This window comes from Sphingobacterium sp. UBA3519, assembly GCF_002377215.1.
GTDB lineage: Bacteria > Bacteroidota > Bacteroidia > Sphingobacteriales > Sphingobacteriaceae > Sphingobacterium > Sphingobacterium multivorum.
Window position 1 is genome coordinate 515704 of record NZ_DFPI01000024.1, and the last position, 26416, is coordinate 542119.

General features: G+C 40.5%; 23 protein-coding genes and 1 tRNA gene. 8 read left to right on the forward strand and 16 right to left on the reverse strand.

Features of this window, described 5'->3' with window-relative positions; all coding sequences use genetic code 11:
- Position 1: 1 nt before the first annotated feature.
- The 3 genes from B3297_RS14680 to trmB all read right to left on the reverse strand — a co-directional run bounded on the left by B3297_RS14680 (position 2) and on the right by trmB (position 6028).
- Positions 2 to 1471 carry a SusD/RagB family nutrient-binding outer membrane lipoprotein gene (locus tag B3297_RS14680; protein ID WP_070561428.1) on the reverse strand — a complete coding sequence of 490 codons (1470 nt, stop codon included), beginning with the start codon at positions 1469 to 1471 and terminating at the stop codon, positions 2 to 4.
- Positions 1472 to 1483: 12 nt separating this feature from the next.
- Entirely contained in the window at positions 1484 to 4735 is a 3252-nt protein-coding gene (locus B3297_RS14685; RefSeq protein WP_083295772.1) for a SusC/RagA family TonB-linked outer membrane protein, read from the reverse strand.
- A 636-nt stretch (positions 4736 to 5371) separates the two neighbouring features.
- A complete protein-coding gene (gene trmB / locus B3297_RS14690; RefSeq protein WP_070561432.1) occupies positions 5372 to 6028 on the reverse strand; it encodes a tRNA (guanosine(46)-N7)-methyltransferase TrmB in 657 nt (218 codons plus the stop codon).
- A gap of 201 nt (positions 6029 to 6229) precedes the next feature.
- Here trmB and fcl point away from each other — a divergent pair, with 201 nt between their 5' ends.
- A complete protein-coding gene (gene fcl / locus B3297_RS14695) occupies positions 6230 to 7171 on the forward strand; it encodes a GDP-L-fucose synthase (RefSeq protein ID WP_070561434.1) in 942 nt (313 codons plus the stop codon).
- A 16-nt stretch (positions 7172 to 7187) separates the two neighbouring features.
- On the opposite strand, the gene B3297_RS14700 is transcribed toward fcl, so the two are convergent.
- From B3297_RS14700 to B3297_RS14710, 3 genes are all read right to left on the reverse strand, one after another.
- Entirely contained in the window at positions 7188 to 7691 is a 504-nt protein-coding gene (locus tag B3297_RS14700) for a hypothetical protein (RefSeq protein ID WP_070561436.1), read from the reverse strand.
- Positions 7681 to 8100, reverse strand: coding sequence for a hypothetical protein (locus B3297_RS14705; RefSeq protein ID WP_070561438.1), 420 nt, complete (start codon positions 8098 to 8100; stop codon positions 7681 to 7683). Before B3297_RS14705 ends, B3297_RS14700 begins: the two co-directional genes overlap by 11 nt.
- Before the next feature lie 187 nt (positions 8101 to 8287).
- Positions 8288 to 8557: a YtxH domain-containing protein gene (locus B3297_RS14710; RefSeq protein ID WP_070561440.1), complete on the reverse strand. Its 270-nt coding sequence runs from the start codon at positions 8555 to 8557 to the stop codon at positions 8288 to 8290.
- Between the two features lie 235 nt (positions 8558 to 8792).
- Here B3297_RS14710 and B3297_RS14715 point away from each other — a divergent pair, with 235 nt between their 5' ends.
- Positions 8793 to 10337 (forward strand): YifB family Mg chelatase-like AAA ATPase, encoded by a 1545-nt coding sequence (locus B3297_RS14715; RefSeq protein ID WP_070561518.1) that lies wholly within the window; start codon positions 8793 to 8795, stop codon positions 10335 to 10337.
- On the opposite strand, the gene B3297_RS14720 is transcribed toward B3297_RS14715, so the two are convergent.
- Genes B3297_RS14720 through rsfS form a run of 4 tightly spaced genes read right to left on the reverse strand, consistent with a single transcriptional unit; the run spans position 10334 to position 14171 of the window.
- Positions 10334 to 10957, reverse strand: coding sequence for a rhomboid family intramembrane serine protease (locus tag B3297_RS14720; protein WP_286710272.1), 624 nt, complete (start codon positions 10955 to 10957; stop codon positions 10334 to 10336). The genes B3297_RS14715 and B3297_RS14720 overlap by 4 nt on opposite strands.
- 8 nt (positions 10958 to 10965) lie before the next feature.
- Positions 10966 to 11613: a LutC/YkgG family protein gene (locus B3297_RS14725; RefSeq protein ID WP_070561445.1), complete on the reverse strand. Its 648-nt coding sequence runs from the start codon at positions 11611 to 11613 to the stop codon at positions 10966 to 10968.
- 55 nt (positions 11614 to 11668) lie between these two features.
- The gene (gene ftsH / locus B3297_RS14730) at positions 11669 to 13750 is read right to left on the reverse strand and encodes an ATP-dependent zinc metalloprotease FtsH (protein WP_112375078.1); all 2082 of its coding nucleotides are present in this window, start codon (positions 13748 to 13750) and stop codon (positions 11669 to 11671) included.
- 46 nt (positions 13751 to 13796) lie between these two features.
- Complete coding sequence (gene rsfS, locus B3297_RS14735; RefSeq protein WP_046673130.1) at positions 13797 to 14171, reverse strand: ribosome silencing factor; 375 nt, start codon at positions 14169 to 14171, stop codon at positions 13797 to 13799.
- Between the two features lie 47 nt (positions 14172 to 14218).
- Between rsfS and B3297_RS14740 the strand changes: the two genes are divergently transcribed.
- The 4 genes from B3297_RS14740 to pfkA all read left to right on the forward strand — a co-directional run bounded on the left by B3297_RS14740 (position 14219) and on the right by pfkA (position 18556).
- Positions 14219 to 14989, forward strand: coding sequence for a biotin--[acetyl-CoA-carboxylase] ligase (locus B3297_RS14740; protein WP_083295773.1), 771 nt, complete (start codon positions 14219 to 14221; stop codon positions 14987 to 14989).
- A gap of 155 nt (positions 14990 to 15144) precedes the next feature.
- Entirely contained in the window at positions 15145 to 15594 is a 450-nt protein-coding gene (locus B3297_RS14745) for a protein-disulfide reductase DsbD domain-containing protein (protein ID WP_070561447.1), read from the forward strand.
- A gap of 86 nt (positions 15595 to 15680) precedes the next feature.
- Positions 15681 to 17384 carry a protein-disulfide reductase DsbD family protein gene (locus tag B3297_RS14750; protein WP_070561449.1) on the forward strand — a complete coding sequence of 568 codons (1704 nt, stop codon included), beginning with the start codon at positions 15681 to 15683 and terminating at the stop codon, positions 17382 to 17384.
- Between the two features lie 197 nt (positions 17385 to 17581).
- The gene (gene pfkA, locus B3297_RS14755) at positions 17582 to 18556 is read left to right on the forward strand and encodes a 6-phosphofructokinase (protein WP_046673127.1); all 975 of its coding nucleotides are present in this window, start codon (positions 17582 to 17584) and stop codon (positions 18554 to 18556) included.
- 285 nt (positions 18557 to 18841) lie between these two features.
- Here the strand turns inward: pfkA and B3297_RS14760 are convergent, their stop codons facing one another.
- The 5 genes from B3297_RS14760 to B3297_RS14780 form a co-directional block, all read right to left on the reverse strand.
- Positions 18842 to 19027: a hypothetical protein gene (locus B3297_RS14760; RefSeq protein ID WP_286779070.1), complete on the reverse strand. Its 186-nt coding sequence runs from the start codon at positions 19025 to 19027 to the stop codon at positions 18842 to 18844.
- 327 nt (positions 19028 to 19354) lie between these two features.
- Positions 19355 to 20494: a TlpA disulfide reductase family protein gene (locus B3297_RS14765; protein ID WP_070561522.1), complete on the reverse strand. Its 1140-nt coding sequence runs from the start codon at positions 20492 to 20494 to the stop codon at positions 19355 to 19357.
- Between the two features lie 74 nt (positions 20495 to 20568).
- Positions 20569 to 21330 (reverse strand): TPM domain-containing protein, encoded by a 762-nt coding sequence (locus tag B3297_RS14770; RefSeq protein WP_046673124.1) that lies wholly within the window; start codon positions 21328 to 21330, stop codon positions 20569 to 20571.
- A gap of 199 nt (positions 21331 to 21529) precedes the next feature.
- Entirely contained in the window at positions 21530 to 21958 is a 429-nt protein-coding gene (locus tag B3297_RS14775) for a TPM domain-containing protein (RefSeq protein WP_070561453.1), read from the reverse strand.
- 155 nt (positions 21959 to 22113) lie between these two features.
- Positions 22114 to 22692: a LemA family protein gene (locus B3297_RS14780; protein WP_046673163.1), complete on the reverse strand. Its 579-nt coding sequence runs from the start codon at positions 22690 to 22692 to the stop codon at positions 22114 to 22116.
- A gap of 165 nt (positions 22693 to 22857) precedes the next feature.
- Between B3297_RS14780 and B3297_RS14785 the strand changes: the two genes are divergently transcribed.
- Positions 22858 to 24402, forward strand: a complete 1545-nt coding sequence (locus B3297_RS14785; RefSeq protein WP_070561455.1) for an NAD(P)/FAD-dependent oxidoreductase — start codon at positions 22858 to 22860, stop codon at positions 24400 to 24402.
- A gap of 59 nt (positions 24403 to 24461) precedes the next feature.
- A tRNA-Gly gene (locus tag B3297_RS14790) sits at positions 24462 to 24534 on the forward strand.
- A 518-nt stretch (positions 24535 to 25052) separates the two neighbouring features.
- On the opposite strand, the gene sufD is transcribed toward B3297_RS14790, so the two are convergent.
- Positions 25053 to 26360, reverse strand: coding sequence for a Fe-S cluster assembly protein SufD (gene sufD, locus B3297_RS14795; protein ID WP_070561457.1), 1308 nt, complete (start codon positions 26358 to 26360; stop codon positions 25053 to 25055).
- Positions 26361 to 26416 lie beyond the last annotated feature (56 nt).

The window sequence follows — 26416 nt, forward strand, 5'->3', positions numbered from 1 at the left end:
ATTAGTTGATTGAAGGTTGCCACCACATTTTTTCATTTATCCCGTCTCCCCCCATACGACTCACAGCATCCTGATAATTTACTTTGTTTAAAGATTGTACAATTGTTGGATAATTTAAACGTACTGGCATTTTCCCTTGATTCAACAAGCCCGGACCTTTGTATAAATCCAATAATTGGGTTCTACGATATTCGTACCACTGTTGGAAATCCGTAAATAGCATCGCATAGTATTTTTGCAAATGCACCTTTTTCAATTTCGCATGATCACTATCTGTGGGCAGCAACTGAACCTTTGCACTGCTTAGGTAAGATGCTGGCGCTGTTAGCCCCCAGTATTCCATAGCCGCGTTCACCCCCTTTAAATAGGCTCCAGGCGCATCAACCTGAGCATACCCTCTCATACCACATTCAGCAATAATAAATTGCAACTCGGCGTAATTCATGATATTCCCCATATGCGAGTCGGCTTTTAGACTTGTTAAAAGCGTTGATTGTTGCTCGGGGACATTTCCTCTCTGGTATCCGGACTGCATACCGCCATATACTCCTAATGTGGCTTCAGTGGCCCAAATTTTTAATCGTGGGTCTGAAAGGTCCAGCAGATTATTGATAAAAAACTCTGAATAGCCTTTGTTTCCATTAAAATCTATGTCACGGCTATTAAAATAAGGATTCATATAAGGCTGTACATTGGTGTAGTATAAAGCAGCCGTTTCTGCATTGCTTTGCATCACCGGATATTCAGCGGCATTCGTTTCTAATATTTCTTTGATCTTTGCAACGGCATTGGTTTCTGACTTATGTGCTATACGTAGCAATAATCGGAGATATAAAGAATTACCAAATTTCTGCCATTTTCCAGGATCTGAATTAAATATAGGATCCATCGCTAAATTGGTCGATTCGACAGCAACCTTACCTTTCAAAAGCGTATTGGCCTCTTCTAATTTTCTAAAGATATCCGCATAAATATCGGACTGTTTATCAAATACAGGAGTTAAATTACTATCACTATACCCTTTATTGCTGTCTGTATAAGGTACATCACCATACATATCAGTTATTAACGAACTCACCCAAGCATCCAATATAAGCGAAATACCCTGGTATGTCTGGTAACCCTTCTGCTGCCCTTCCCCTGCCTTCTGATAAATGTCGCGTATATTCGTCAACTGTACGTACCATCCGGACCAGGTAGATTCCGCTTCTGACGGTCTGATTTCATACCGTTGAATCTCCAATGCATCATTCACCGTTACAGTCACTTGCATAAGCTCGTTGTTGATGCGCATATTCCGTGATAAATTTGTGTTTAACACATTGAGTAAAGCTGGCGCGATGAGACTTTGTGGCGCTGCCGCAGAAATTGCATTTGGATTTGTATTTATTGCGACAAAATCTTTTGTACAGCTCTGTAGTATCCCACAGGCTGCCAACAAAATAAAAGCTTTTCTTATATTCTTTTTCATAATACGCTGGATTTAAAATGAGAATGATAAATTGACACCCATTGTGCGGGTTGAAGGGAACTGGGCAATCTCTGCGCCCTTCTCAATACCGCTTGAATTTAGCGATCCAAACTCTGGGTCAAATGAAGGCCATTTGGTCATGACAAACAGATCTCTTCCGTACACGCCAATTGATGCGCGCTCAATTTTCAAGCGTTCAACAAAAGACTTAGGTAATGTATAGTCAAATCTGACCTCACGAAGCTTTATAAAGTCCGTGGAAAACGTATTTGATTCTATATTATCCCGGTTAAAATGTTTAGCATAATAATCTCCAGCAGACGCAACAACTGTATTCTTGCTGTAGCTTCCATCACTATTCTTCACAACACCATCGCCGATAATACCATTATATCGTCCCGGAATTGTCTTTTTTAATTTTCCCTCTTCCATCAATACGGCATGCGTCAACGAATATCCCACTCCGCCGAATTGACCATCAAATAAGAAATTAAATCTAAATCCTTTGTATTTAAATTCATTCCCCCAACCAAATTTGGTCGTTGCATTTGGATTACCGATATACATGTTCTGTTGGGACAATACAGGAAGTCCATTTTCATAAATAATTTGACCATCCTGATTTCGCTCATATCCGAGTCCATAGATATCACCAAATCGTTTACCAGGTATGGCCACAATTGTTCCTCTACTTCCAAACAACGTGGATAGCACTAATTCTCCTTGCAGATCTGCAGGTATGGAAATAACTTTCGAATCATAGCTCGTAAAATTTCCATACATATTCCAATTTAAGCCATCTTTCTTCTTGATAATATCGCCAGAAAGCGCAATCTCTATCCCCCTATTCCGTACCTCTCCAGCATTCGTAATCTGATTTCTGAAACCGCTTGAAGGATCCAGCGGAGACTCAATAATCTGATCAAATGTCGAGTTTGAATACAGAGTAAGATCTAATCTAAGTCGATCTCTGAACATTCTAAAATCTGTTCCTACTTCATAAGAACGCGTACTTTCGAACGTCAGATTTTCATCTGGAACGGTGGTTGGATTTGTAAGCCCTCCAGTGGTCCCCTCAACACTACGGTAACCATAAGAGTTTAGATAAGCCCGTTTTCCTCCACCTCCGACTTGAGCAATCGATGCTCTGACTTTCCAAAAATTTATCGCTTTTGGCAGGTTTAGCAATTGGGAAATAACAAAACTTGTATTAAGCGAAGGGTATATAAATGGTTTAACTTCATTCCGTTTCGGAGATGCTAATGTACTCGCCCAGTCGATACGATTCGTTGCATCGACAAAAATCATATCCTTATAACTATAATTTAGTAAGGCATATAAGCTATTGGCTGCATATTCCTCGCGGTAAGGTAAATAAACGATTTTTTCCCTCGCATTGGCAAAATTATATTGGTTTGGATAAATAAGACTATTAGCGTAAGCATCATCTTTAATATACTTATTGTGCATCAATGAACCTCCAACCGATGCGCCAAATTTGTGAAGATTGTTCCGTTGATTGTTATATTGCAATAAAAAGTCGGAAGTAATTTCCTGGTTATTGATGGACTGCTCCCGGTAATAGCCATAAGCGTACTTATAGGTATCAAATGGTCTCGATTGTTTGCGTTTATCATAGCTCCAATCGATTCCTGTCCGCACCATCAAATTCAACTCCTTATTGAATTTATAATCGGCCTGTAAATTTCCAATAATATTGTTTTTATCCTGCGCATTGATCATATCATAAGATATGGTTCTTGGATTATCCAACAGGTTTGAAAACGGAGTCATCTGTTCAATTCCTTCCTTTCCTAGAATCCAATTCTGCTCTAGCCAAGCTGCATTCACATTCGGCACAATGCCCCGTACAAAGTACATGTAACTTTGATTGTTATAACCGCTATTTGGTAAATTGTCTGATCCTCTATTATTAAAATTAATTTTTGTTGAAAGACTCAACTTATCCGTAATCTTATTATTGAACTGCATCGCGATGGTATTCCGATTATAGCCCATGTTGGGAATAATCCATTTATTCGTCACATTCGTATAAGAAAACCTTGAGCTGGTCTTTTCTGTGGCACCAGAAATACTGATCGAATTGGTAGACGTGAGCTCCGTTTGGAAAAGATCCTTTCGGTTGTTTTCATAGGGTCTCCATAAAGTCCGCTCTGGAGGTGTCAAACGATAGAAATTAGGATCGTACTGGTAATAATACTGTCCATCAAATTTGGGTCCCCAAGCAGAAGACGTACTTAAAGTACTTGCACCATCCTCTGACTGTCCGTAGGAATAATAAAGATCCTGATCAATCGCACCTTGACCATATTCGTATTGATAATCGGGCCATCTGTTAATTGTCCCAATTGCCGTATTCGAATTAACGGATACACCAATTTTATTTTTAGCCCCTTTTCCCTTTTTTGTGGTAATAATCACCGCGCCATGTGCGCCACGGGAACCATAGAGCGCTGAAGCGCCTGGTCCTTTCAATACTGAAACGGACTCGATATCATCCGGATTAATATCCGCCAATGATGTTCCAAAATCTACAGGAGAATCACTATCCAAATAATTGGAACTACCATTACCGGTCATCCGCGTCCCTCCTCCCATGACAACACCATCCACAACAATCAATGCGGAATTATCGCCCGTAAAAGATGTTTCCCCTCTTAAAATAATCTGATTGGATCCCAATGGCCCCGCACCCGACTTTACCAAATTCAAACCAGCGACTTTTCCTGTTAGAGCATCCGTCCAATTGTTTGAAATTGCATTCGTCAATTCCTCGCCTTTGACCGTGCTTATGGAATAGCCTAATGCCTTCTCTTCTCGCTGTATGCCTAGTGCTGTCACAACGACTTCATTGAGCGCCTCCGATCTCGAACTTAAAAAAATTTTAGCATTCAATTGGGCTGACGAAAAAGTTTGCGTTTCCGCTTCGTAACCGATTAGCTGAAAACGGATTGCTGTCCCTGATTCTACTTCAATATCGAAATTACCATTTCTGTCCGTCGCTCCTTTAACTACACCCGCTGCAAGGATTGATACGGATGCCAAAGGTTCTTTCGTCTGATTATCGACAACTTGCCCTTTTACTCTAATCTTGGTCTGCTTAACTGCATGCACAGCTTGATCAGATCCTAGTGGAGCCGCCATTGCTGTAAAATCCATATTACAGGCAATTGCTAATGCCACAAATAGCACTTTCGAGGAGGAGTGCCTTAGATTAATTTGGATAGGGTTAATACTAAACATAGTTATTGGTGTAAATTGTTAATTTTCAATTTGGCACAAAAATATATTCTTAACAAAAAGTTTGTTTTAACTTAATGTTTTCTTTTTGTTAACAATTGTTTCGAATAGCATTTCCTTTTATCATACTATTACCGTTTTAATAAAATGCTTTGAAGTTCACCCTGAAGGGATTATCATGCATTAGGCACGCTTTTAAGCGATCTTTCTTTGGTTATTTTATATTTACAAATCGAAAATAATTAATAATATTTAAAAAACGAAATAAATCGAAATTATTTAAAAGCCCATATTAAAATAAAAAAAACAAGAATTACTTAGTCTTTTAGGAATTATAAGACCGTCGGAAAGGGCCCGAAAGGAGGATTCTAGGATGTTTTAAGTAAATTTACTCCCCCCTTTAAGTAGCTATTTAGTATTTTACATAACTACTATATCCATGCTAAAACAATACCGTAACTATACTGGAAGTATACGGTAACTTTCATGTAAAACTACGACAAGAGTAAATAACCGTAGACACAGCTGCCAACTGGGGTAAAAAGTGGGTGATCAAAGCTTCAGTATCCGCAATACTGAAGAAAACAAAAAGAGCCCAAACTTTCGTTGGGCTCTTTATTACAATAGAAGCGTTAAGGCTTAAGCCTTCTCGAAACTCCACTTCACATAGTTAATGTTCTTGTCATGCGCCAAATACTTCCGTTCGTAATATGTTTTAATGGATAAAACGTTATCAACCAAGTCTGAATGGTAAAGATCTGTCGTTTCCTTATATTTTTTCAAACCCTGTAAATCGATCTGCTCTAGTGTGTAAGCATAAAAACCGTCATTGTCTGTTTTCAGATTCATCATTCCTTCAGGCTTCATAATGATTTTATAACGTTCCAAAAACTTTGGCCCGGTCAATCGTTTCTTTTCTCGGCTATCTTGCGGTTGCGGATCCGGAAAGGTAATCCAGATCTCATCAATTTCATTTTCAGCAAAATGTTCAAGGATAGTCTCAATTTGTATCCGAAGAAAAGCAACATTCCGAATTCCATCCTCCAAAGCTGTTTTGGCTCCTCGCCAAATACGATTACCTTTAAAATCGATACCGATGAAATTTTTCTCCGGAAACAATCTCGCTAGATTAACAGTATACTCACCTTTACCACAAGCAAGCTCCAAAACAACTGGATTATTGTTACCAAATTGCTTCTCAGCCCATTTTCCTTTATATTCTTTGCCTGCGTCGAGTTGGATTACATTTTCAAAAGTAGCAACTTCAGCAAATTTACGTAGTTTGTCCTTTCCCATTTTTTAATAAATATCCCGCAAAAATAACCTTATATTCCCGCTAAAAAAAATAAATCTGAGAGACAGCACGAATACCGGTAATTACAGAACAATCTGAAGTCCTGTAGCAGACACAGGAATGCATAAATTGCATCCACACGGGCGAATTATATTGCATATAAAAAGCAATTTATCTAAGTTTGCAGGAATCAATAACTTATCGTGGAGAAAGACGCTAAAATTTATATAGCAGGCCATCGTGGAATGGTCGGATCGGCAATTCATCGCAAACTATCGGAGCTTGGGTACAACAACATTGTCACACGCACATCTTCCGAATTAGATCTGCGCAATCAGCAAGCAGTGGCTGATTTTTTCGATCAGGAAAAACCGGACTATGTTTTCTTAGCCGCAGCCAAAGTTGGCGGGATCATGGCGAACAACACCTATCGCGCTGATTTTATCTACGAGAATATGGCTATACAGAATAACGTCATCAAATCTTCCTACGATAATAAGGTTAAAAAATTAATGTTCTTAGGCTCAAGCTGTATCTATCCAAAAATGGCTCCGCAGCCTTTGAATGAAGACATGCTACTCACGGGTACTCTGGAGCCTACAAATGAGCCTTACGCAATTGCTAAAATCGCGGGAATAAAAATGGCGGAAGCTTTCAGGGATCAGTATGGATGCAATTATATCTCCGTTATGCCAACAAATCTTTACGGAATTAACGACAATTACCATCCGCAAAATTCACATGTCTTACCGGCCTTGATCAGAAGATTTCATGAAGCTAAAATCAATCAGCTCCCTGAAGTTATGATCTGGGGAACAGGGACCCCCTTACGGGAATTTCTTTTTTCCGATGACCTGGCAGATGCCTGCGTTTTCTTAATGAATAATTACGACGAGAAACAATTTGTCAACATTGGCATTGGCGAAGATTTAAGCATTAAGGAACTTGCCGAATTGATTAAAGACGTCATTGGTTACCAGGGAACTATTTCCTTCGACAGTTCCAAACCTGACGGAACACCGCGAAAACTCATGGATGTCTCAAAACTACATGCGCTGGGCTGGAAACATCGAGTTAACCTTCGGGAAGGCATTCAACTAGCTTATGCGGATTTTTTGAAGAAAGAAGCAAATGCTTTTGAATAAATCCAACGCGATCGCATTAGTAGGTCTCGCTATAGGAAGGAATTCCGTACTCGTTAACCTCATCCTTGATCACTGCATTTTCAGCTTCCGCAGCTTTATTTTTCTTCTTTTTCTTGGGACGAATAAAGCTCGTTAATTTACCGATGAGGCCGGTGATTTTATCTTGATTGATCTGGCCGACAGCACGCTCTGATAACAGCAACATCAGCGCTTTCTTTAAAACGCCCGTATTTTTTAGGAACAACCTATTCATAACAAAGGGAACCCCAATACGTAAGATCTTCGTTAACCAATCAGAATCTGGATTATTACTTTTGGCAAACATCTGCTGTATAATATTCGCACCCGGGATATTATTTTTTAAGGAATTAAAAAAACGGATGGGGGCCTCTATTTTATTGTTAAGCAATGTAAATTGAGCCTTTAGATATAGCTCCTGCTCATTCTTTAATGTCTTTAAGCGCAATATTTCAGCTTTAAGTTCCTGTAAATTACGTATTTTGGTCTGTTTATTGTTCATTTGTAGCCCTTTCTCTATCAAGTTTTTCTTTATGCAGTTCTTCCTCTTCTTCCTCAATTTCATCGTTCCATTTAGCCAAAAAACGTCGAATGGAGAGATCCATAAATTTTGATTCCAGCATAGGCTCAAAAACGCGGATTAGGATAATGATCACTAAGAAGATACCTGCTGTTGCCAAAAAACCTAATGAATAACTACCCAATAACTCTCCCAGCCAAAAACCTAGTGCTAAGCATAAGAAAAACAGAACAAATAAAGTAAAAATAAGCTTAGTTGCATCTACCACTAAGCTTGCAATTAAACGAGATGATCGTTCAATTGTTTTTAATTTAACAAGTTTAAATTGGGAGTCAATATACTCCTTGGTCTTTTGAAACGTACCACTTAGTGAAAATTTTTCTTCTTCCATGCATCTAAAATTTATTCAGGCTATTTCAGCCCATAACTAAAAAAACGAAAACGCTGTATCTTATAACCGCAACACAGCACTACTCTATACCCATGAAGAGCGCGCAGCTATCGTAAAAACAGCTATCTCGCGAAATAGCCTGATAATATGTACTCTACACCAATTATTCTTTTGAATAATCTGCGAACTATGCATGTTCGATGATATCATCATCCAGCACTTCTTCTGCCTGATTTAACTTCCCTTTTAACGTAGAAACAATCTTCTCTTTGAAATCATTCAACTGATCAAATTGCTCCTCTGCTCTTTCCCGAATAGCATCACTCAAATCGCTTAATGAATCATTTATTTTATCTCTTGTATCCGACCCTTTGTCTGGAGCAAATAAAACTCCCAAAGCTGCACCCGCGGCAAGACCGGCTAATAACGCCAAAGCTACTTTACTTGTGTCATTCATTTCTTTTTCTTTTAAAGTTCTAAATCTATTACGAAGAATCTAGTCCTCGTTAATAATACAATTAACAAAGCAAATCGTTTGCCAAACAATGCTTTTTATCCGTTATTAATAAGGAACTATATTAACAATATAATCATTTTTTTCGGTAATCTTGGATCCTCCATCAATATTTCACCCGACAATTATTAACTTACTCAATTTTTTAGTATCTTTAAATCAGTCGATTATGAAAATTATGCTAAATAAAACCTATTGCAGCGCCGTCTATGGGATAAATGCCTGCACTATTACCGTCGAGGTAATCGTATCTACTGGCCTCCATTATTATATCGTTGGCCTGCCTGACAATGCCGTTAAAGAAAGCTTAAGACGTATCGAAAGTGCCATTAATTCCTGTCAACTTCACATGCCACGCCAAAAGATCGTTGTCAACTTGGCACCCGCAGATATTCGTAAAGAAGGTTCAAGTTACGACCTATCAATTGCAATAGGCATATTAGCATCTTCCGGCCAAATCACAAATATCCGTCTGGAAGACTATCTTATTTTAGGCGAGCTATCATTAGACGGAAGTATTAAGCCCATACGTGGTGTTCTACCAATTGCATTACAGGCGCGCAAAGAAGGGTTTAAAGGAATAATATTACCTAAAGCCAATGCAAAAGAGGCAGCTATCGTCACTGAAATCGATGTTATTGGTGTAGAAAATCTGACCCAAGTAGTGGAATTTCTCAATCATACTGTAACAATCGAGCCTACAAAAGTTAACATACAAACATTTTTTCAGGATGATACGGCCATTTATGACGTCGATTTCTCTGATGTACAAGGACAGGAGAATATCAAACGAGCGCTGGAAATCGCAGCATCTGGTGGACATAACCTTATTTTAATAGGTCCACCAGGAGCAGGAAAAACCATGTTGGCAAAAAGACTACCAACGATCCTTCCCCCACTCAATATGACCGAATCGCTGGAAACGACCAAAATACACTCTGTGTCTGGAAATCTAAAGGCGAAAGACTCCCTCGTCACTGCACGGCCCTTTCGTTCTCCACATCATACAATATCCGATGTGGCCATGGTAGGGGGCGGCTCAAATCCATTGCCGGGTGAAATTTCTTTATCCCACCATGGCGTATTATTCCTTGACGAATTGCCAGAATTCAAACGGAGCGTCCTCGAAGTCATGCGTCAGCCACTTGAATCGCGTCAAATTACGATATCAAGAGCTAAACTTACCGTCGAGTACCCCGCAAGTTTTATGCTCATTGCTGCCATGAATCCCTGCCCCTGTGGTTATTTCAATCACCCCGAGAAAGAATGCATCTGCGGCACTAACACCGTTCAGCGTTATCTAAGCAAAATATCAGGACCACTTTTAGACCGTATAGACCTCCACATCGAAGTCACCCCCGTGCTATTTGATGAATTGAATACAACACGTTCTATAGATGATAGCCGCACGGTACGCCGTCGGGTCATTCAGACACGCGAAATCCAGAAAGAACGTTTTAAATCCTTCCCAGACATCCATTGTAATGCCCAGATGAGTACACAATTGACCCGAGAAATATGTCAGATTGATGAGCCCGGAAGGAAGTTACTTAAAACGGCTATTGAACGTCTGAGCCTATCTGCAAGAGCATACGATAGAATACTCAAAGTTGCTCGAACAATCGCTGATATGGAGCAAAGTAAAATGATCGAAAATCATCATCTCGCCGAAGCGATCCAGTATAGAAATTTAGATCGGGAAACCTGGGGTGGAAAATTTTAAAACTGAGCCAAACAATGCTTAATAACCCAAGGGAAACAGATAATCGTCAAGATCAGACCCGACAATGCGCCAAAGAAATGAGCATCGTGATTTATACCATCTTGCGCTTTTTTTGACGCCCACACACAGTAACCTAAAAACAAAAATGCAAACAGATAAGCCGGCATCGGTATAATCATCATCACACCAATGGTAATTTTCGGATCGAAAAGAATGTAGCTAAACAGAACCGCACAAATCGCACCTGAAGCGCCTAAACTATAGTAACCGGGGTTATTTTTTTGCTGGATGATTGTTGGAATATCGCTCAAGATCAAACTACCGACATAGATTACGGCAAATAAAATATGACCGTATGGACTTGCTTCTGCAAGTATGCGCTCCAAACAAAATGCAAAATAATAGAAGGTAAGCATATTAAACAGCAGATGCCCCCAATCTTTATGCACAAAGCCACTGGTAAGGATGGTATACCATTTTCGATTACGTGCGATACTATACGGATGCAACATCAGTTTACCGTAAAGTTGTTCATGTGAAAACGTATAGATACTGGTAGCGAGCGTAAAAAAGAAAATAATACTCGCAATAGGCATTTCTGTTAGATAATATAATAGCATAGTAATTCCTAGAATCGATCCTCTAAAAGTAAAACGTAAAGTTCTTTTGGTCCGTGTGCACCCAAAACCAATCTTTTCTCAATATCAGCCGTCCTGGAGGGGCCGGTAATTGTCGAAATCATTGTCGGTATTTCCTGACCGTAACGCTTCTGCATATAGGCTAAAGCATCCTTTAGATCCCAAACCAATTGCGAAGCTTTGGCAATGACAATATGAATTGGAGGATATATACTCAACCTGCGTCCTGAAGCATTTGCATTACTCACCATAACACTTCCATTACGTGCAACCAATGCTTCACATGAGGTAATGCTCGCATTTGCTGATTCAAAATCTTCCGCTGTTTTTAAAAAAGGGAAACCATATGGACTGAGTAAATTTTGAACACCTTGTTCCCAAGCGTATATATTTTTGATATTATTCTCCTCGGTCAATAAAATCAGATTTTCAATCAGACCGATCTCGCCATCACAATACAGAAACTTGCCTCCCGCAGCAGTCAATTCGCGAACAAAAACAATATCCACCAACTCATCCTCTTCTTTATAAAGCGGCGTTTCTTTGAAATTGGGATGTGGATTATCGTTTTTCTGTAGTAATGCCTGACGTACCCGTTTTAACATTATCTCTTTCGCTGTTGCGTTCTTCACGTTCATGGCGCAAATATATATAAATGCAGCGCTAGATCACTCTAGCGCTGCAGCATTCAAATTAATTCAAATTATTGGAGGGTGTTTCTGAACTCTGCCCTTCGTTAGATCGCGCTTCGTCCGGATGAACATCCAACGGTAAATCTGTCTGTGGAACTCCACCACCATCAGCACCATTCACAAACTCCTCGTAAGTAGTCTTGGTTTCAAATGGACGTTTACCTAATATCTCTTCCAAGTCCGACTGAAAAAGAATCTCTTTTTCCAATAGCTTTTCTGCTATTTTAATCAAACCCTCACGTTTATCCAGCAATAACTGTTTGGTACGTGCATAGACGTCATTAATTAAGTTACGTACCTCTGCATCAATCAGCTCTGCCGTTTTGTCAGAATACGGCTTTTGGAAAGATGCCTCAGAACTATCTCGGAAGGAAACATTTCCAACTTTATCATTCATACCGTAGATTGCAATCATCGCATAAGAAAGTTGCGTGATACGCTCTAAGTCATTTTGAGCACCTGTTGAAATTCTTCCAAAAGTAATATCTTCAGCGACACGACCACCCATAGTCATACATAAACTGTCTATAAGCTGTTCTGTCGTATATAGGAACTGCTCACGGGGAAGATACTGTGCATAACCCAAAGCAGCGACACCACGTGGTACAATAGACACTTTTACCAAAGGATCGGCGTGCTCTAAAAACCAGCCCGCAATAGCGTGCCCAGCCTCATGATAAGCAACAATACGTTTCTCTTCCGGAGAGATGATTTTGTTTTTCTTCTCAAGACCACCGATCACACGATCAACGGCATCCTGAAAATCCTGCATATCAATCTCGGGTTTATTTTTACGGGCAGCAATAAGGGCTGCTTCGTTACACACGTTGGCAATTTCAGCTCCCGCAAAACCAGGTGTCTGCGCCGATAATTTTTTTGCATCGACCTCAGCCGATAATTTCAACGGCTTTAGATGCACTTTGAAAATTTGCTCACGGCCAATCAAATCCGGTTTATCAATAGAAATTTGACGGTCAAAACGTCCTGGACGCAACAATGCTGTATCCAGTACATCGATACGGTTAGTAGCCGCTAAAATAATAACGCCTGAATCCGTACCGAAACCATCCATCTCCACCAATAATTGGTTCAATGTATTTTCACGCTCGTCATTACCGCCCATCATCGAGTTTTTACCACGAGCACGACCTATAGCGTCAATCTCATCGATAAAAATGATACATGGCGCTTTCTCTTTCGCTTGCTTAAACAAATCGCGAACACGCGATGCACCTACACCCACAAACATTTCGACAAAGTCAGATCCGGATAGCGAGAAAAATGGCACTTGAGCCTCTCCGGCTACAGCTTTAGCCAATAAAGTCTTACCTGTTCCTGGAGGCCCTACAAGCAAAGCGCCTTTCGGAATTTTACCCCCTAGATTGGTATACTTACGTGGATTTTTTAAGAAATCCACAATCTCCATAACTTCTTGTTTCGCTTCTTCAAGACCAGCAACATCATTAAATGTGATATTGATCTGCGATTCTTTATCAAACAACGTCGCCTTGGATTTACCTATATTAAAGATCGCACCGCCACCGCCGCCAGCACCACCGCCCATACGACGCATCAAGAAGATCCAGATTGCAGCCAATACCAACAACGGCAACATAAACGTGATAAACCAGCTTGCCCAAGGGTTGGAACGATCATCATAAGTCAACTGGACCTTTGGTGTACCTGGCGTTAATTCCGCTTGCGATGCAGCTAATTTCTTTTCTAAAACATCGGGAGAGGCATCCTTAAAAATATATTGTGGACCCTTGTCTTCCTGTCCTGATAGACTTGGAAGCGGATCAGCAGCTTTTGTAGCGTCTTTAAAACTTGGGTTATCTTTCCAGCCCTTTTTTAGATAGACCTCCACTTCGACAAGATCATTCTTTTTATAGGCGACGAGACGCTCTACAGCGCCTGTATTCAACATACGTGTCTCAAAATCACTATAGCTAACTTCCTTAGCTGGGCTTTCTCCAAAAACGTACTGTAAGGCAAAAAAACCTAAAAACATGGCAATCATAAGCCACACAAAATTGAATTTTGGCGGTTTCGGGCTTACCTTACTACTCGGGATTTTTTTCATTATATCGTAATTATATTTTCTTTATAAATTTTTTCGTTGAGGACAATTAAGCGCTTTGGAAATGCTGTACTTCTGCATCTCCCCATAAATCCTCGATACCATAATGCGCTCTTTTTTCGGTCTTAAAGATATGTACAACCACATCCACAAAATCCAAAATCAACCATTCACCATTGGATTGTCCTTCTTTATATTGGGGTTCTTGACCAAATGCCTTATAGACTTCTTCTTCGACACTCTTTGCTATCGCATTCACCTGAATGTTAGAATCGGCATGACAAATCACAAAATAATCGGAAACAGAACTGTGAAGATCTCTTAAATCCAAGCGAACGATCTCGTTTGCTTTCTTTTCTTGCATACCATAAACGATAATTTCTGATAGACGTTGGGACAATTCTGAACTTTTATTTTTACTCATTAAAAAATGTGATAGTTTTGACTTAATATTTATTTAATACTTTCAGTTTGCAAAATAACAATATTTCGGGACTTATCATCGGTCAAAATACAATATATCTTGACAAAGTCGCCTCTACAAACGATTATCTCAGGGAATTATTGTCAAATTTCAAGCCACTAGCTGAGGGGACTGCCATTTTAGCAGAAGAACAATTTCAGGGCAAGGGGCAGCGTGGAAGCTCCTGGGTCAGTGAACCAGGGAAAAATCTAACAACATCGATCCTCTTAAAGCCTCATTTCCTGCCCATAGCGGAACAATTTGCGCTTTCCGCCACAATCGCCATTGCAACCGTCAATTGGCTGAAAAGCAAAACCGAGCAGCCTGTAGCCGTGAAATGGCCCAATGATATTTACGTCAATTCAAAGAAAATAACAGGCATTTTAATAGAAAATAAATTAAAAGGCAGTAAAATAGACCACGCAATTATTGGCATTGGTGTAAATATTAATCAAATTAATTTTGACACAGCAACAACAATAACCTCGCTCGCCTGCCTGACCGATCGACAGGATTACAACATCAAGGAACTGGCACAGGAGTTATTCCAAGTGATCCAACAGGAGTACCTGAACCTGTATAAGGAGGGGGCTCAATATCAGTTAAACCGCTACAACGCGTTATTGTTTTGGAGAGGTGAAGAAAGACCATTCCTAGTCGACGGCATCAAAAAAACTGGCATTATTCAACAGGTGTCTAATGACGGGAAGCTACTGGTTCTTTTGGAAGACACCTTGCGCGAATTTGATATCAAAGAAATTACACATCTTATTACTTAATCTTTACAAAAAAAGGATAACCCATTTTAGGATTGTCAAACCTTTGTTCTAAATTTGTCAACAGCGTGATTAAACCTTTATTCACCCGAAGTATCAAAGAACAAGAACACACTGCAATCATTGTAGTGAAAAAGGAAAGAACAAATTAAATTCTGATGAAAAAGTTAATACTGTTAATGACTGTGGTAATTTTTGCAGTTACGGGAGCATTCGCTCAGATTCACAAACCGGTAAAATGGACTGTGGCGAGCAAAAAGTTAAATAACAAAGAAGCTGTAGTTTATGTAAAAGCTACAATCCAAAATGGATGGCACATATATTCACAAAATGTGAAAGATGGTGGCCCAATTCCAACTTCTTTCAACTTTGCTAAAGCGGCAGATTATACATTGGTAGGTAAAACTGCAGAGCCGAAACCAAAAGTAAAACACGAGGATGTATTTAAGATGGATGTTGGTTATTTTACAAACGAGGTAATTTTCCAACAAAAAGTAACTTTAAACAAAGGAACTGCCACCGTTAAAGGCACTGTTGAATGGCAAGCATGTGATGCATCACAATGTCTTCCTCCAGACGAATATGCTTTTGCTGTGACAATCAAATAGTAAAAATGATTCTACACGGATAAATTAATAAGGCGATTCTCATCGCCTTTTTTTATTTTTGACCATAACATCAGAAATTCATACGCATGTTAAAAAACACATTCATTCTACTTTTAATTGCTTTTTTCAGTCTTTCTTTAACGACAGCAACTTTTGCCTCCGCACAAGATAGTTTAACAAGTACAGAAGGACTTCAATTTGAATCATCACCGGATACAGCTACCGCTGTTGAAGCGGTACCTGAGGATCTAAATTTTACAGCTTCACCTGACACAATGGTTAGTCAGGACAGCAGCAAAATAGCTCCTGTTAAGGCAAACGCTCCCTCCGGGCAAGAATCAAGTAAAAAATCACTTTGGAGTATCTTTATCGCAGGATTAGTTGGCGGCTTCGCAGCGCTACTCATGCCATGTATATTTCCAATGCTCCCACTTACCGTAAGTTATTTTACAAAACAGGCTGGAAGCCGCGCAAGCGGTATCAGCAAGGCACTCCTCTACGGTCTCTTTATTATTGTGATCTATGTCGCTTTAGGAATGATTATTACCATTTCCTTTGGTTCGGATGCATTGAATGCTTTATCCACAAATGGGGTATTTAACTTCCTATTCTTCCTCTTATTAGTTGTTTTCGCCGCATCCTTTTTTGGTGCTTTTGAAATCACGTTACCGAGTTCTTTTGTCAATAAAATGGATGCCAAATCCGACAAAGGCGGTCTCGTAGGGCTTTTCTTTATGGCATTCAGCCTTTCACTGGTCTCCTTCTCCTGTACTGGCCCCATTATTGGCACCTTATTGGTCGAAGCGGCCTCAAAAGGAGAACGCCTAGGTCCCGCAATCGGTATGCTTGGCTTTTCTATAGCACTTGCAATTCCTTTTGGCTTATTTGCGATGTTCCCTTCGATGTTAAAATCCCTGCCAAAATCTGGTGGCTGGTTAAATTCGGTGAAGGTTGTACTCGGCTTCTTAGAGCTTGCACTGGCACTGAAATTCTTATCAAATGTAGATTTGGCCTACCATTGGAATTGGCTGGATCGGGAGGTGTTCTTATCGCTATGGATTGCCATCTTTAGTATGATGGGCTTATATCTTATTGGAAAGATTAAATTTTCACATGACAGTGAATTAAAATTCCTCTCCGTACCGAGAACTATTCTCGCTATCATTGTATTCTCCTTCGTTATCTATATGGTACCGGGGCTATGGGGAGCTCCCCTAAAATCAATTTCAGCTTTCTTGCCACCCTCGGCAACACAGGACTTTGACCTGTCGGCAGGAATAGCAGCCGCTCCCGCACACAGTGATGGTAAAGTCAAAAAATACGCGGAGATTTTTCACGAACGCGGTACACCAAAAGGATTTGATCCATATTATGATTATGATCAGGCCTTGGAAACAGCAAAAGAACTGAATAAACCTGTATTGATAGATTTTACAGGTTGGAACTGTGTTAACTGTCGGGAGATGGAAGCAAATGTCTGGACTGATCCTGCGGTTGCCAAACTATTGAAGGAAGAATTTGTTATGGCCGAATTGTTTGTCGATGATAAAACAGAATTACCTGCAAACGAACAATTCGTATCAAAATACAGTGGCAAAAAGATTAAAACGATAGGAAATAAAAACAGTGATTTCCAAGCATCGACGTTCAATAGCAATTCACAACCGTTATATGTTATTGTAGACGCCACTGGAAAGGTATTGGTACCTCAGTCTGGTGCAAATAGAAATATTGAACAATATAAAGCGTTTTTACAGAGCGGAATTGATGCATTTAAGGCAAAAAAATAGCCTGTATACAGCAGAAGGTATCCGTCGAGATTAACAGCAGAGAACAAGCAATTATTAAATTTGCATTATCTTTAGCTCACACTTAGATGAATTGCAGTTAATAAAGCGATTGCTTGTTCTTAATAGCGATATTGGCGACTTCTAATAACGGAAATATAATTGTATATACGCTTAAAAATAGCTAAGTTTGAGTACGTATGAGTAACATTAAAAAAATTGCTGTTTTGACATCTGGAGGAGATGCTCCAGGAATGAATGCTGGTATCCGCGCTGTTGTTAGAGCGGGGATCTACAATAATCTTGAAGTATTTGGGGTACGCAGAGGTTATGATGGTCTAGTTAATGGTGAGATTATCCCTATGGATGCTAAATCTGTAGCCAATATCATACAACGTGGTGGTACTATCCTAAAAACAGCCCGCAGCGAGGCTTTCAAAACAATTGAAGGACGTAAGCAGGCTTATGAAAATTTACGCAGCCACGGTATTGATGCCATGGTTGTTATCGGTGGCGATGGTACATTTACCGGCGCATCCAAATTTATCGAAGAATTCGATTTTCCTATCATCGGTCTTCCGGGCACAATCGATAACGATTTGGCCGGCACAGACTTCACTATTGGCTATGATACAGCCATTAATACAGTTATCCAAGCCGTAGACAAAATTCGCGACACCGCCGAGTCTCACGATAGACTTTTTGTGATCGAAGTGATGGGCCGCGACTCTGGTCTTATCGCCGTCCGTTCTGGTATCAGTACCGGTGCTGAGGCAGTTCTGGTTCCTGAGTTCGAGGTAGACTATGATGCGATTATGAAAAGACTTGACAAAAGCCGTAAAAATAAATCATCCCGCATTATTATTGTTGCTGAAGGCGACAAAGAAGGCGGTATGGTGGTATCGGAAAAAATCAAGGAAAATTTCCCGCATTACGACGTTAGATTATCTATTTTAGGACATATTCAGCGTGGCGGAAGCCCTACTTGCATGGACCGCGTATTGGCCAGCAGGCTTGGAGTTGCAGCGGTAGAGGCTTTACTACAAGGCCGCAGAGGTGAAATGGCCGGACTGATCTGCAGTGAAGTAAGATTCACACCCTTTAAGAGCGCCATCAAGCATAACGTAAAAATGAATGAAGATCTGCTTCGTATCATTGAAATCCTTTCGTTGTAAATGATCTAGTTTATTCTTGACTAACAATAAAAAAAGAGTATACATCGTGATGTATACTCTTTTTTTATGCCTTGTGTTTCTTGATTTGTTCAAATTCTTTGTAAAGGCCTGATACCCGAACGGTCATATTCCATAAGCGTACATGAGCTCCATATCAATCCCAGTTGTTATTTAAGCAAATTATTGCGGTATTCTTCAGATACCGGCGGCAACTGAATGGCCTGACCAGCTTTGGCCATCGAGTCCGCAAAATGATTCGTATTGCTGATCGCCTGTTCATATGCCTTAATAACCTGTTCCGATAGGTGTAGGACCTAATGTCGTGTCTTTAGCCAATTGATCAATCGGGTGATCCAAAGGTATGGCATGCAACGCCTCTAGGTTGACAACAGGAATTCCCTTATCTTGATCGCCACCGCAGGAAGCAATCACCGTCCCCAAGAATATACCCAAAATTACTGTTTTCTTCATCTTTACAATTTTATAACCCCAATAGCGCTAGAAATCCCATTGATCACCATGTTTAAATACCTAGGATTCATCATCCCCTAATCCCGCTGTTACGAGGATATGGCGGTTTCATGAAATGATTCGCTAGAGCAGCAGACGAAGTTAGCGAATTCATTCAATGTTTTGCAGTCGTCACGCTATTCCCCTTTTAGAGTCGTCAATTAGTCGCGGCGCCAAAAAAGCGATTGGATGAGGACGACTATAAAAAGAAACCCCTCATTGCAGACTCAGTTCACATGAGTATAACAATTAGGGGTTATTCATGCCCAATGGCAACTAAATATCAGTTTACTTTAGCAATTCAGCTAACTTCGCATCCAAAGCCTCACCTCTTAAATTTGATGCGACAATTTTACCAGAAGGATCAATGAGGAAGTTTTGCGGAATACCACGTACTTCGTACAATTTTACCGGAGCTGATTTCCAGCCCTGTAGATCTGAAACGTGTGGCCATTGTTGTAAATTATCATCATGGATAGCTTTCACCCAAGCATCTTTTTTACCGGGATTGTCTAAAGAAACACCAAACACGGTAAATCCTTTATCTTTAAATTTATTGAAAGCCGCAACGACATTCGGGTTCTCATGACGACAAGGACCACACCAACTTGCCCAAAAATCCAACAAAACATATTTTCCTCTTAAGGAAGATAAGGAAATATTCTTTCCTGTTGTGTCTGGCAATGTGAAGTCAGGAGCTACCGAACCAACAGCTACTGCTTTCAATTTCTGGATACGCTCAGCCAATTCCTTCCCTTTTTCAGAATCTTTCAGTTCAGGAGACATTTTCTCAAAAGAAGCTACATATTCATTGACGTTTTCACCGCTGACATTCTCAGACAACAAATCCAACGTATACCAGCTTTTTGGGTTTTTGTTAATAAATTCAGCATCTGCTTTTTCCATTTTTTCGGAAATCTCACCAGCTTGTTTTTGTAAGCCTTCGATGAATTTAGGATCCTGTTTTTGCGTCTCCGAAGCCGCATAATATTGTTGGTTCAATGCCTCGAACGCATCCGTATGCGGTTTCACAAAAGCCTTGTACTGCGTCAGATCGTCATTAAGCGCCGTACCTGAGACCGTTGCATTTTTAAACCCTTTGGTAGCATCGACTTTGATAACGCCTTTAGAAAGATATAACTGTGCTGTCTCAGGTTGCTTTTGACTATTTCTAAGTTCTGCAAAAGTTAAGCCCTCCGGCGAATAGATCATCATACCTTTTGTTGGTGTAGCTACCTGTCCGTTGAACTTAAATTCGCCTTTTACGACCGTTGCTGAATCAGTCTGACGAGTGCCATTCGCAGCATACTGCATAAACACTTTCGCTTTGTCTGACGTCGTGTTTACTTTTCCTGTAACCGTGAAGCTTTCTTGTGCCATTAACAAGGCTGGTAAAAAGCTTAAACCCATTAATATTCCCTTTTTCATAATTATATACTTCCCATAAATGTAAAACATTTCCGTTTCACTGTCGTCCTATTTAACATTATTTAGCAAAGATGTTACCAACGTCCGGAAGCACCACCACCACCAAAATCACCGCCACCGAAACCGCCAAATCCGCCACCAGAGCCTCCGCCGAAGCCACCGCCGCCACCTCGGCCGCCACCGCCGCCAAGACCATTCAGCAATGTCCACCAAAAGATATCAGAAGCGCCGCGTCCATTCATCACACGGCCACCACCGCCACCACCTCGTCCACCGCGATTGGAGAAAAGAACAACCAAGACTATCACAATAATAACAACAAACATCACCGAACCTGATCCCTTTCCTTTCGGTTGTTTTGGATCAGCTTTGTACTCACCTTTTGTGTAGGAAATTAAGGAACTGGTCGCATCGTCCACTCCTTTGTAGTAATCGCCCTGACGAAAAGCCGGCTTGATATCATTTTCAATAATACGATATGCAATGGCATCCGGGACAGCGCCCTCTATGCCATAACCTGTTTGAATAGTCACCGCCCGATCTCCCAGAGCGACCAACAACAGAATACCGTTATTATACTTTTTATTCCCAATACCCCATTTTTTCGCTAAACGAACCGCATAATCAGAAATATCATAGCCACCGGTAGAATTCATCATAACCACTGCAATCTGCGTAGATGCGGAATCCTCAAATGCCAATAGCTTCTGCTCCAATAATTGCTTCTGACTTGCGGTCAATGTGTTTGTATAATCATTGACAAGCCTATTTGATGTTTCTGGGAAATCTTGACCCAATACTGTGGCTACCGACAGCAAACAAAGCAACATAGCCATAGCAGGGATCCGAACCCGAGAAAATAATCTCGATACAAATTTCATCCTATAATTCTCTTTTATTCATTTTTATTTGCCTTGAGCAGTTTTCATGCAAATGGCGTTCGGTGAATCCCGAAATCGGGTTTATCACGATCTTTATCAGTTTATTTGTGAGACAGGAAATAGCTTTTCGGGACTGTTTCTAGTCACTTAACAACTAACGGTCTCCAAAAACAATATCATTTGGAAGCTCGTTGATGTCATCGTGTTCACGCGGGAAGAATTTTGCCAATTGTTTACCCGCATGTTCGATCCCCTTGACCAAGCCCTCAACAATGCGATCCACCCGAAACTCCGCCACCATTAGATCTTTGGTACTGTTCCAAAAATCACCTTCTACACGTTGGTGAATTCCCTTATCGCCGATAATGGAAAATTTATGGTCTTCCAGCGCGATATAGATAAGAACACCATTTTTCAATGTAGTCTTATGCATGCCCAATTTGGAAAAATAATAGGTTGCACGATCATGTACCTCGTCGGGGCAATGATTTTCGACCACTACACGAATCTCACCAGAAGTCTCATTTTCAGCTACATTAATAGCGTGAACGATCTTCTCTTGTTCTTCAGAATTTAATGCCATAGTTTGTATACGTTTGCACTCCAAAACTAGATTACCATACCGGTTATTCCAGATTCAAAGGGTCTAAACTAATTAAAACACGATAAAAAAATGGATGATGTGCTTCTACGAAAGCCGCATCATCCATCATCCTGTTCATTCCTAACAATTTGCTGTTAGAATGATACCGTTGGCGCTTTATCCGAACCTGGGGCCGCAGTAAATGTACCTTTTGCCTTAAATCCGAACATCCCCGCCATTAAATTATTCGGGAAGCTACGTACGGTGGTATTATATTGCTGTACCGCTTCATTGTAAGATCTACGTTCTGTTGAAATACGATTTTCAGTACCTTCCAGCTGTGCTTGTAATTCCAAAAAGTTCTGATTGGCTTTCAAATCAGGATAAGCTTCAACAGACGCCAAAAGACGACTCAACGAACCGCTGAATTCATCCTGAACTTTTTGAAACTTGGCAATATTCTCCTCAGACAAGTCATCGGCATTAATCGTCACCGAAGTAGCTTTAGCTCGTGCCTCTACAACAGCTGTCAATGTACTTTCTTCGTGTTTTGCCGCTCCTTTTACCGTATTAACCAAATTTGGAACTAGATCCGCACGACGTTGATACGCATTTTCAACTTGTGCCCATTTTCCTTTAACATTCTCATCTTGTGAGACCATCGTATTGTAGCCACAGGAGTTTAATGATACTAATGCAAATAAACCACATAGGGCGACCAAAAATCTTTTAATTTTCATTGTTCAAAGAATTAAATACTATTCAAATTATACGGTTACACTATCAAAGCATATACCAAGCTCTTACTAAGATAAGAATATTTTTATTTCCAAATCTCCAAATAGCCAATATTCATTAACTTTGTCCCGGTTTTGGGATAAAAACCCAGCCCTTATACTATGCAAAAAGAAATTGAAATTGCGATACTTCCAGAAAGAATCGAGGACGATCAGTATATTCTACAGCAAGGGATCAAAGCCCTGAAAGTCCAACCTCAACAAGTCAAAGGTTATAAAATCCGCAAACGTTCCATTGATGCCCGAAGCAAGCAGGTTGTTTATCGAGCTCGGGTTATTTACTACATTGACGAGCTTCCTGTTCCAGAAATCTACGAAAATAATTTTAAGTCCGTTAAAGACGGAAAACCCGTTATTATTATTGGCGCGGGCCCTGCCGGCCTGTTTGCAGCAATACGCTGTATTGAACGTGGTCTCAAACCAATTGTAATCGAACGCGGTAAAAAGGTCCAAGACCGTAGACGCGATCTAGCTAAGTTGAACCGGGAAGGCATCGTAAACCCTGAGTCAAACTACTGCTTTGGCGAAGGTGGAGCTGGAACGTACTCAGACGGAAAATTATATACACGTTCCAATAAGCGAGGTGACGTAGACAAAGTACTCAGACTTTTCGTTTCCCATGGGGCAACGACGGATATTCTGGTCAATGCGCGCCCACATATCGGTACAAATAAATTGCCGCATATTATTGAAGCCATGCGCGAGAGCGTCCTTGAATTTGGGGGCGAATTTCATTTTGACCAACGTGTCGATGACATTTTAGAATCCTTCGGTCAAGTACGCGGTGTCAAATTAGCCAATGGTGAAGAAATTAAGGCAGATCATGTCATTGTAGCAACAGGGCACTCTGCGCGGGATATTTTCGAGCTTTTTCATCGCAACAATTGGCTGATCGAAGCCAAAGCATTTGCTTTGGGCGTGCGTATCGAGCACCCGCAGGCAATCATTGATCAGGCGCAATACCACTGCCAGGTAAGAAGCGAGCATTTGCCGCCAGCCTATTATAGCCTGGTTGAACAGGTGAATGACCGTGGTGTATTTTCATTCTGCATGTGCCCAGGCGGCGTCATTGCTCCCTGTGCAACAGATTTAGATGAAATCGTTGTCAACGGATGGTCACCATCCAAACGAAATAATCCGCACGCCAATTCAGGCACCGTTATTCAGATCAACCTTGAGGACGTTGCCAATGCACATAAGGATCCATTTGCATTACTGAATTTTCAGAAAGAGATCGAAAGAAAGGCTTTTGCCGTAGGTGGCGGTAAGCTCGTTGCTCCGGCGCAACGCATGGTCGACTTTGTCGAAGGACGTGTATCTATGGATCTGCCAGAAAACTCGTACAAGCCCGGAACAGCATCTGCAGATCTCACCGAAGTGCTACCTGTTTTTGTTCACGAAGCATTACGCGGTGCGTTGCCCATCTTTGGCAAAAAGATGAAAGGGTATTATACCAATGAAGCCATTTTAGTCGGTGTAGAGTCACGTACATCTTCACCGATTCGGATTCCTAGAAATAAAGAAGATTTACAACACCCTCAGGTCAAAGGACTTTACCCTTGTGGTGAAGGGGCAGGTTATGCCGGCGGTATCATTTCGGCGGCTATAGACGGTATTAATTGTGTTGATGCGATCAATTTAAGTTAATATTTTTTGCTTTTCCTCTTGCAGAATACGAATAAATGCCTTACTTTTGTAACATCAACGCGAAAGTAGCTCAGTTGGTAGAGCACAACCTTGCCAAGGTTGGGGTCGCGAGTTCGAATCTCGTCTTTCGCTCAAAAAAGCTTCCAAAATTTGGAAGCTTTTTTCGTTTAATAGTGCTCTGTTATTCCCTACATTTCAGCCCTTCATCACCTTTATCTTTGTTTGATTTTAACTAAAATTGCCGAAAAAATTATTAGCACAATTTAAAGCAAGTACCAAGAACGGATTAGTTTCAACGTTGGTTCCATTCATAGCTTCCTCGGTGCTTCTTCGGAGCTTGTTCGGTACTTGTTCGGTGCTTCTTCGGTTGTGAGCGAACAAATAGCGTTGTAGCTCCGATTAAGATCCGTTGTTATACCGTGAAAATGACGAAGTTGATATCCAAAATTACTAGGGTCTACCCTACAGCAAACAATGATAACTTTAAGCGCTTCTCCCAATACGATTAAACGCTCTTCCGTCCAAGCAAGAGCAACAAGACGCAACTTGGCGCTTGATACGAAGGCTATGATGTATTGGTCTATGAAAAAAAATGGCGTTTACCTATTCAGTAAACGCCATATTTAAAAGCTATATGATCCTAAATGGATTTAATTTGTTCTTAGGTTTTCTTCTACAAGCTCTTCAACATATTTGCGAACAACCTCATTTGAGAAACGTGTCGTTACGTCAAATGCAAATGCGTGCACCAACAGGATACGGGCAGACTCTTCGCCAATTCCTCTTGCTCTCAGATAAAACAGCGCTTCATTATCAAACTGACCGATGGTACACCCGTGTGAACATTTTACGTCATCGGCAAAGATTTCCAACTGTGGTTTGGTATAAACCGCCGAATTGTCTGACATCAACATATTATTATTCTGTTGAAAAGCATTCGTTTTCTGCGCATCCTCGCGCACAAAGATTTTTCCATTGAAAACCGCAACGGACTTGTCCTGTGTAATATTTTTATACCATTCATAGGACTCACAATGTGGTTTCAGGTGGTCTACGATGGTATGATTATCGACCAATTGATCGGCAGCCGTTAAGTTGATTCCATATAAATGGCTCTCCACATGCTCGGCATCCAAACGGACGTTGATATTGTTACGGATAAACGAAGCGCCTGGAAAATTACAGTTGTAATTATTGTAAAGACTGTATTTTTCTTGATATACCTCTGTATGATTAAAGTAACGGCTTACAGATTCCGCGAGCTGCAAATAATAATGTTGTACTTTAGCATTCTCTTTGACGATAATCTCAGAGACCTTATTGTGCACATTATTTGCGGTACCTTCTGCAGTGATAAAGCTTTCGATCAATTCAAGTTCTGCATTTGGCTCGACAACGATCAAATTACGTGTTTGTGCAAAGAAATCCTCTTTCCCTGTAGCGACGTGAATAATCTGTATTGGTTTATCAAGTACAACTCCCTTTTTCAAATGGATAAAAACACCATTGGTAAAAGCAGCCGTATTCAAAGCGACCATAATATTGTCTGACTTATCCGCATATTTAGCAAAATGGGACTCAAATGCAGGCTCTGAAGTGGCTTCATCCATTGGAATAACCGACAGTCCCTTTACATTTTCTAATTCACTTACTGCTAATACATACTGACCATTCACCAAAATAATGCGGTAGGCATCCAACTGCGGAATCTCACCTGCACTAAAGTCTAAGCCTTCGATATCCACATCGACATCAAGCGCATAAGGCTTATTGATAATACTGTGGATGTTTGTATATTTCCATTCTTCATTCTTAACGGTGGGAAAGCCTGCTGCTTCGAAACGCTCGAATGCAAGTTGGCGGGCTTCCACGAAAAACGAAGGTTCGTCTGAAACGCCTTGCTCTTTGAAAGCTCCCAACACTTGTTGAAGTAATGATTCTGAAACTAATGTACTCATGTTATTTTTTAATCAAATCGCCAAAATTCTCCTCTAATACTATTTACTCAGGTAAA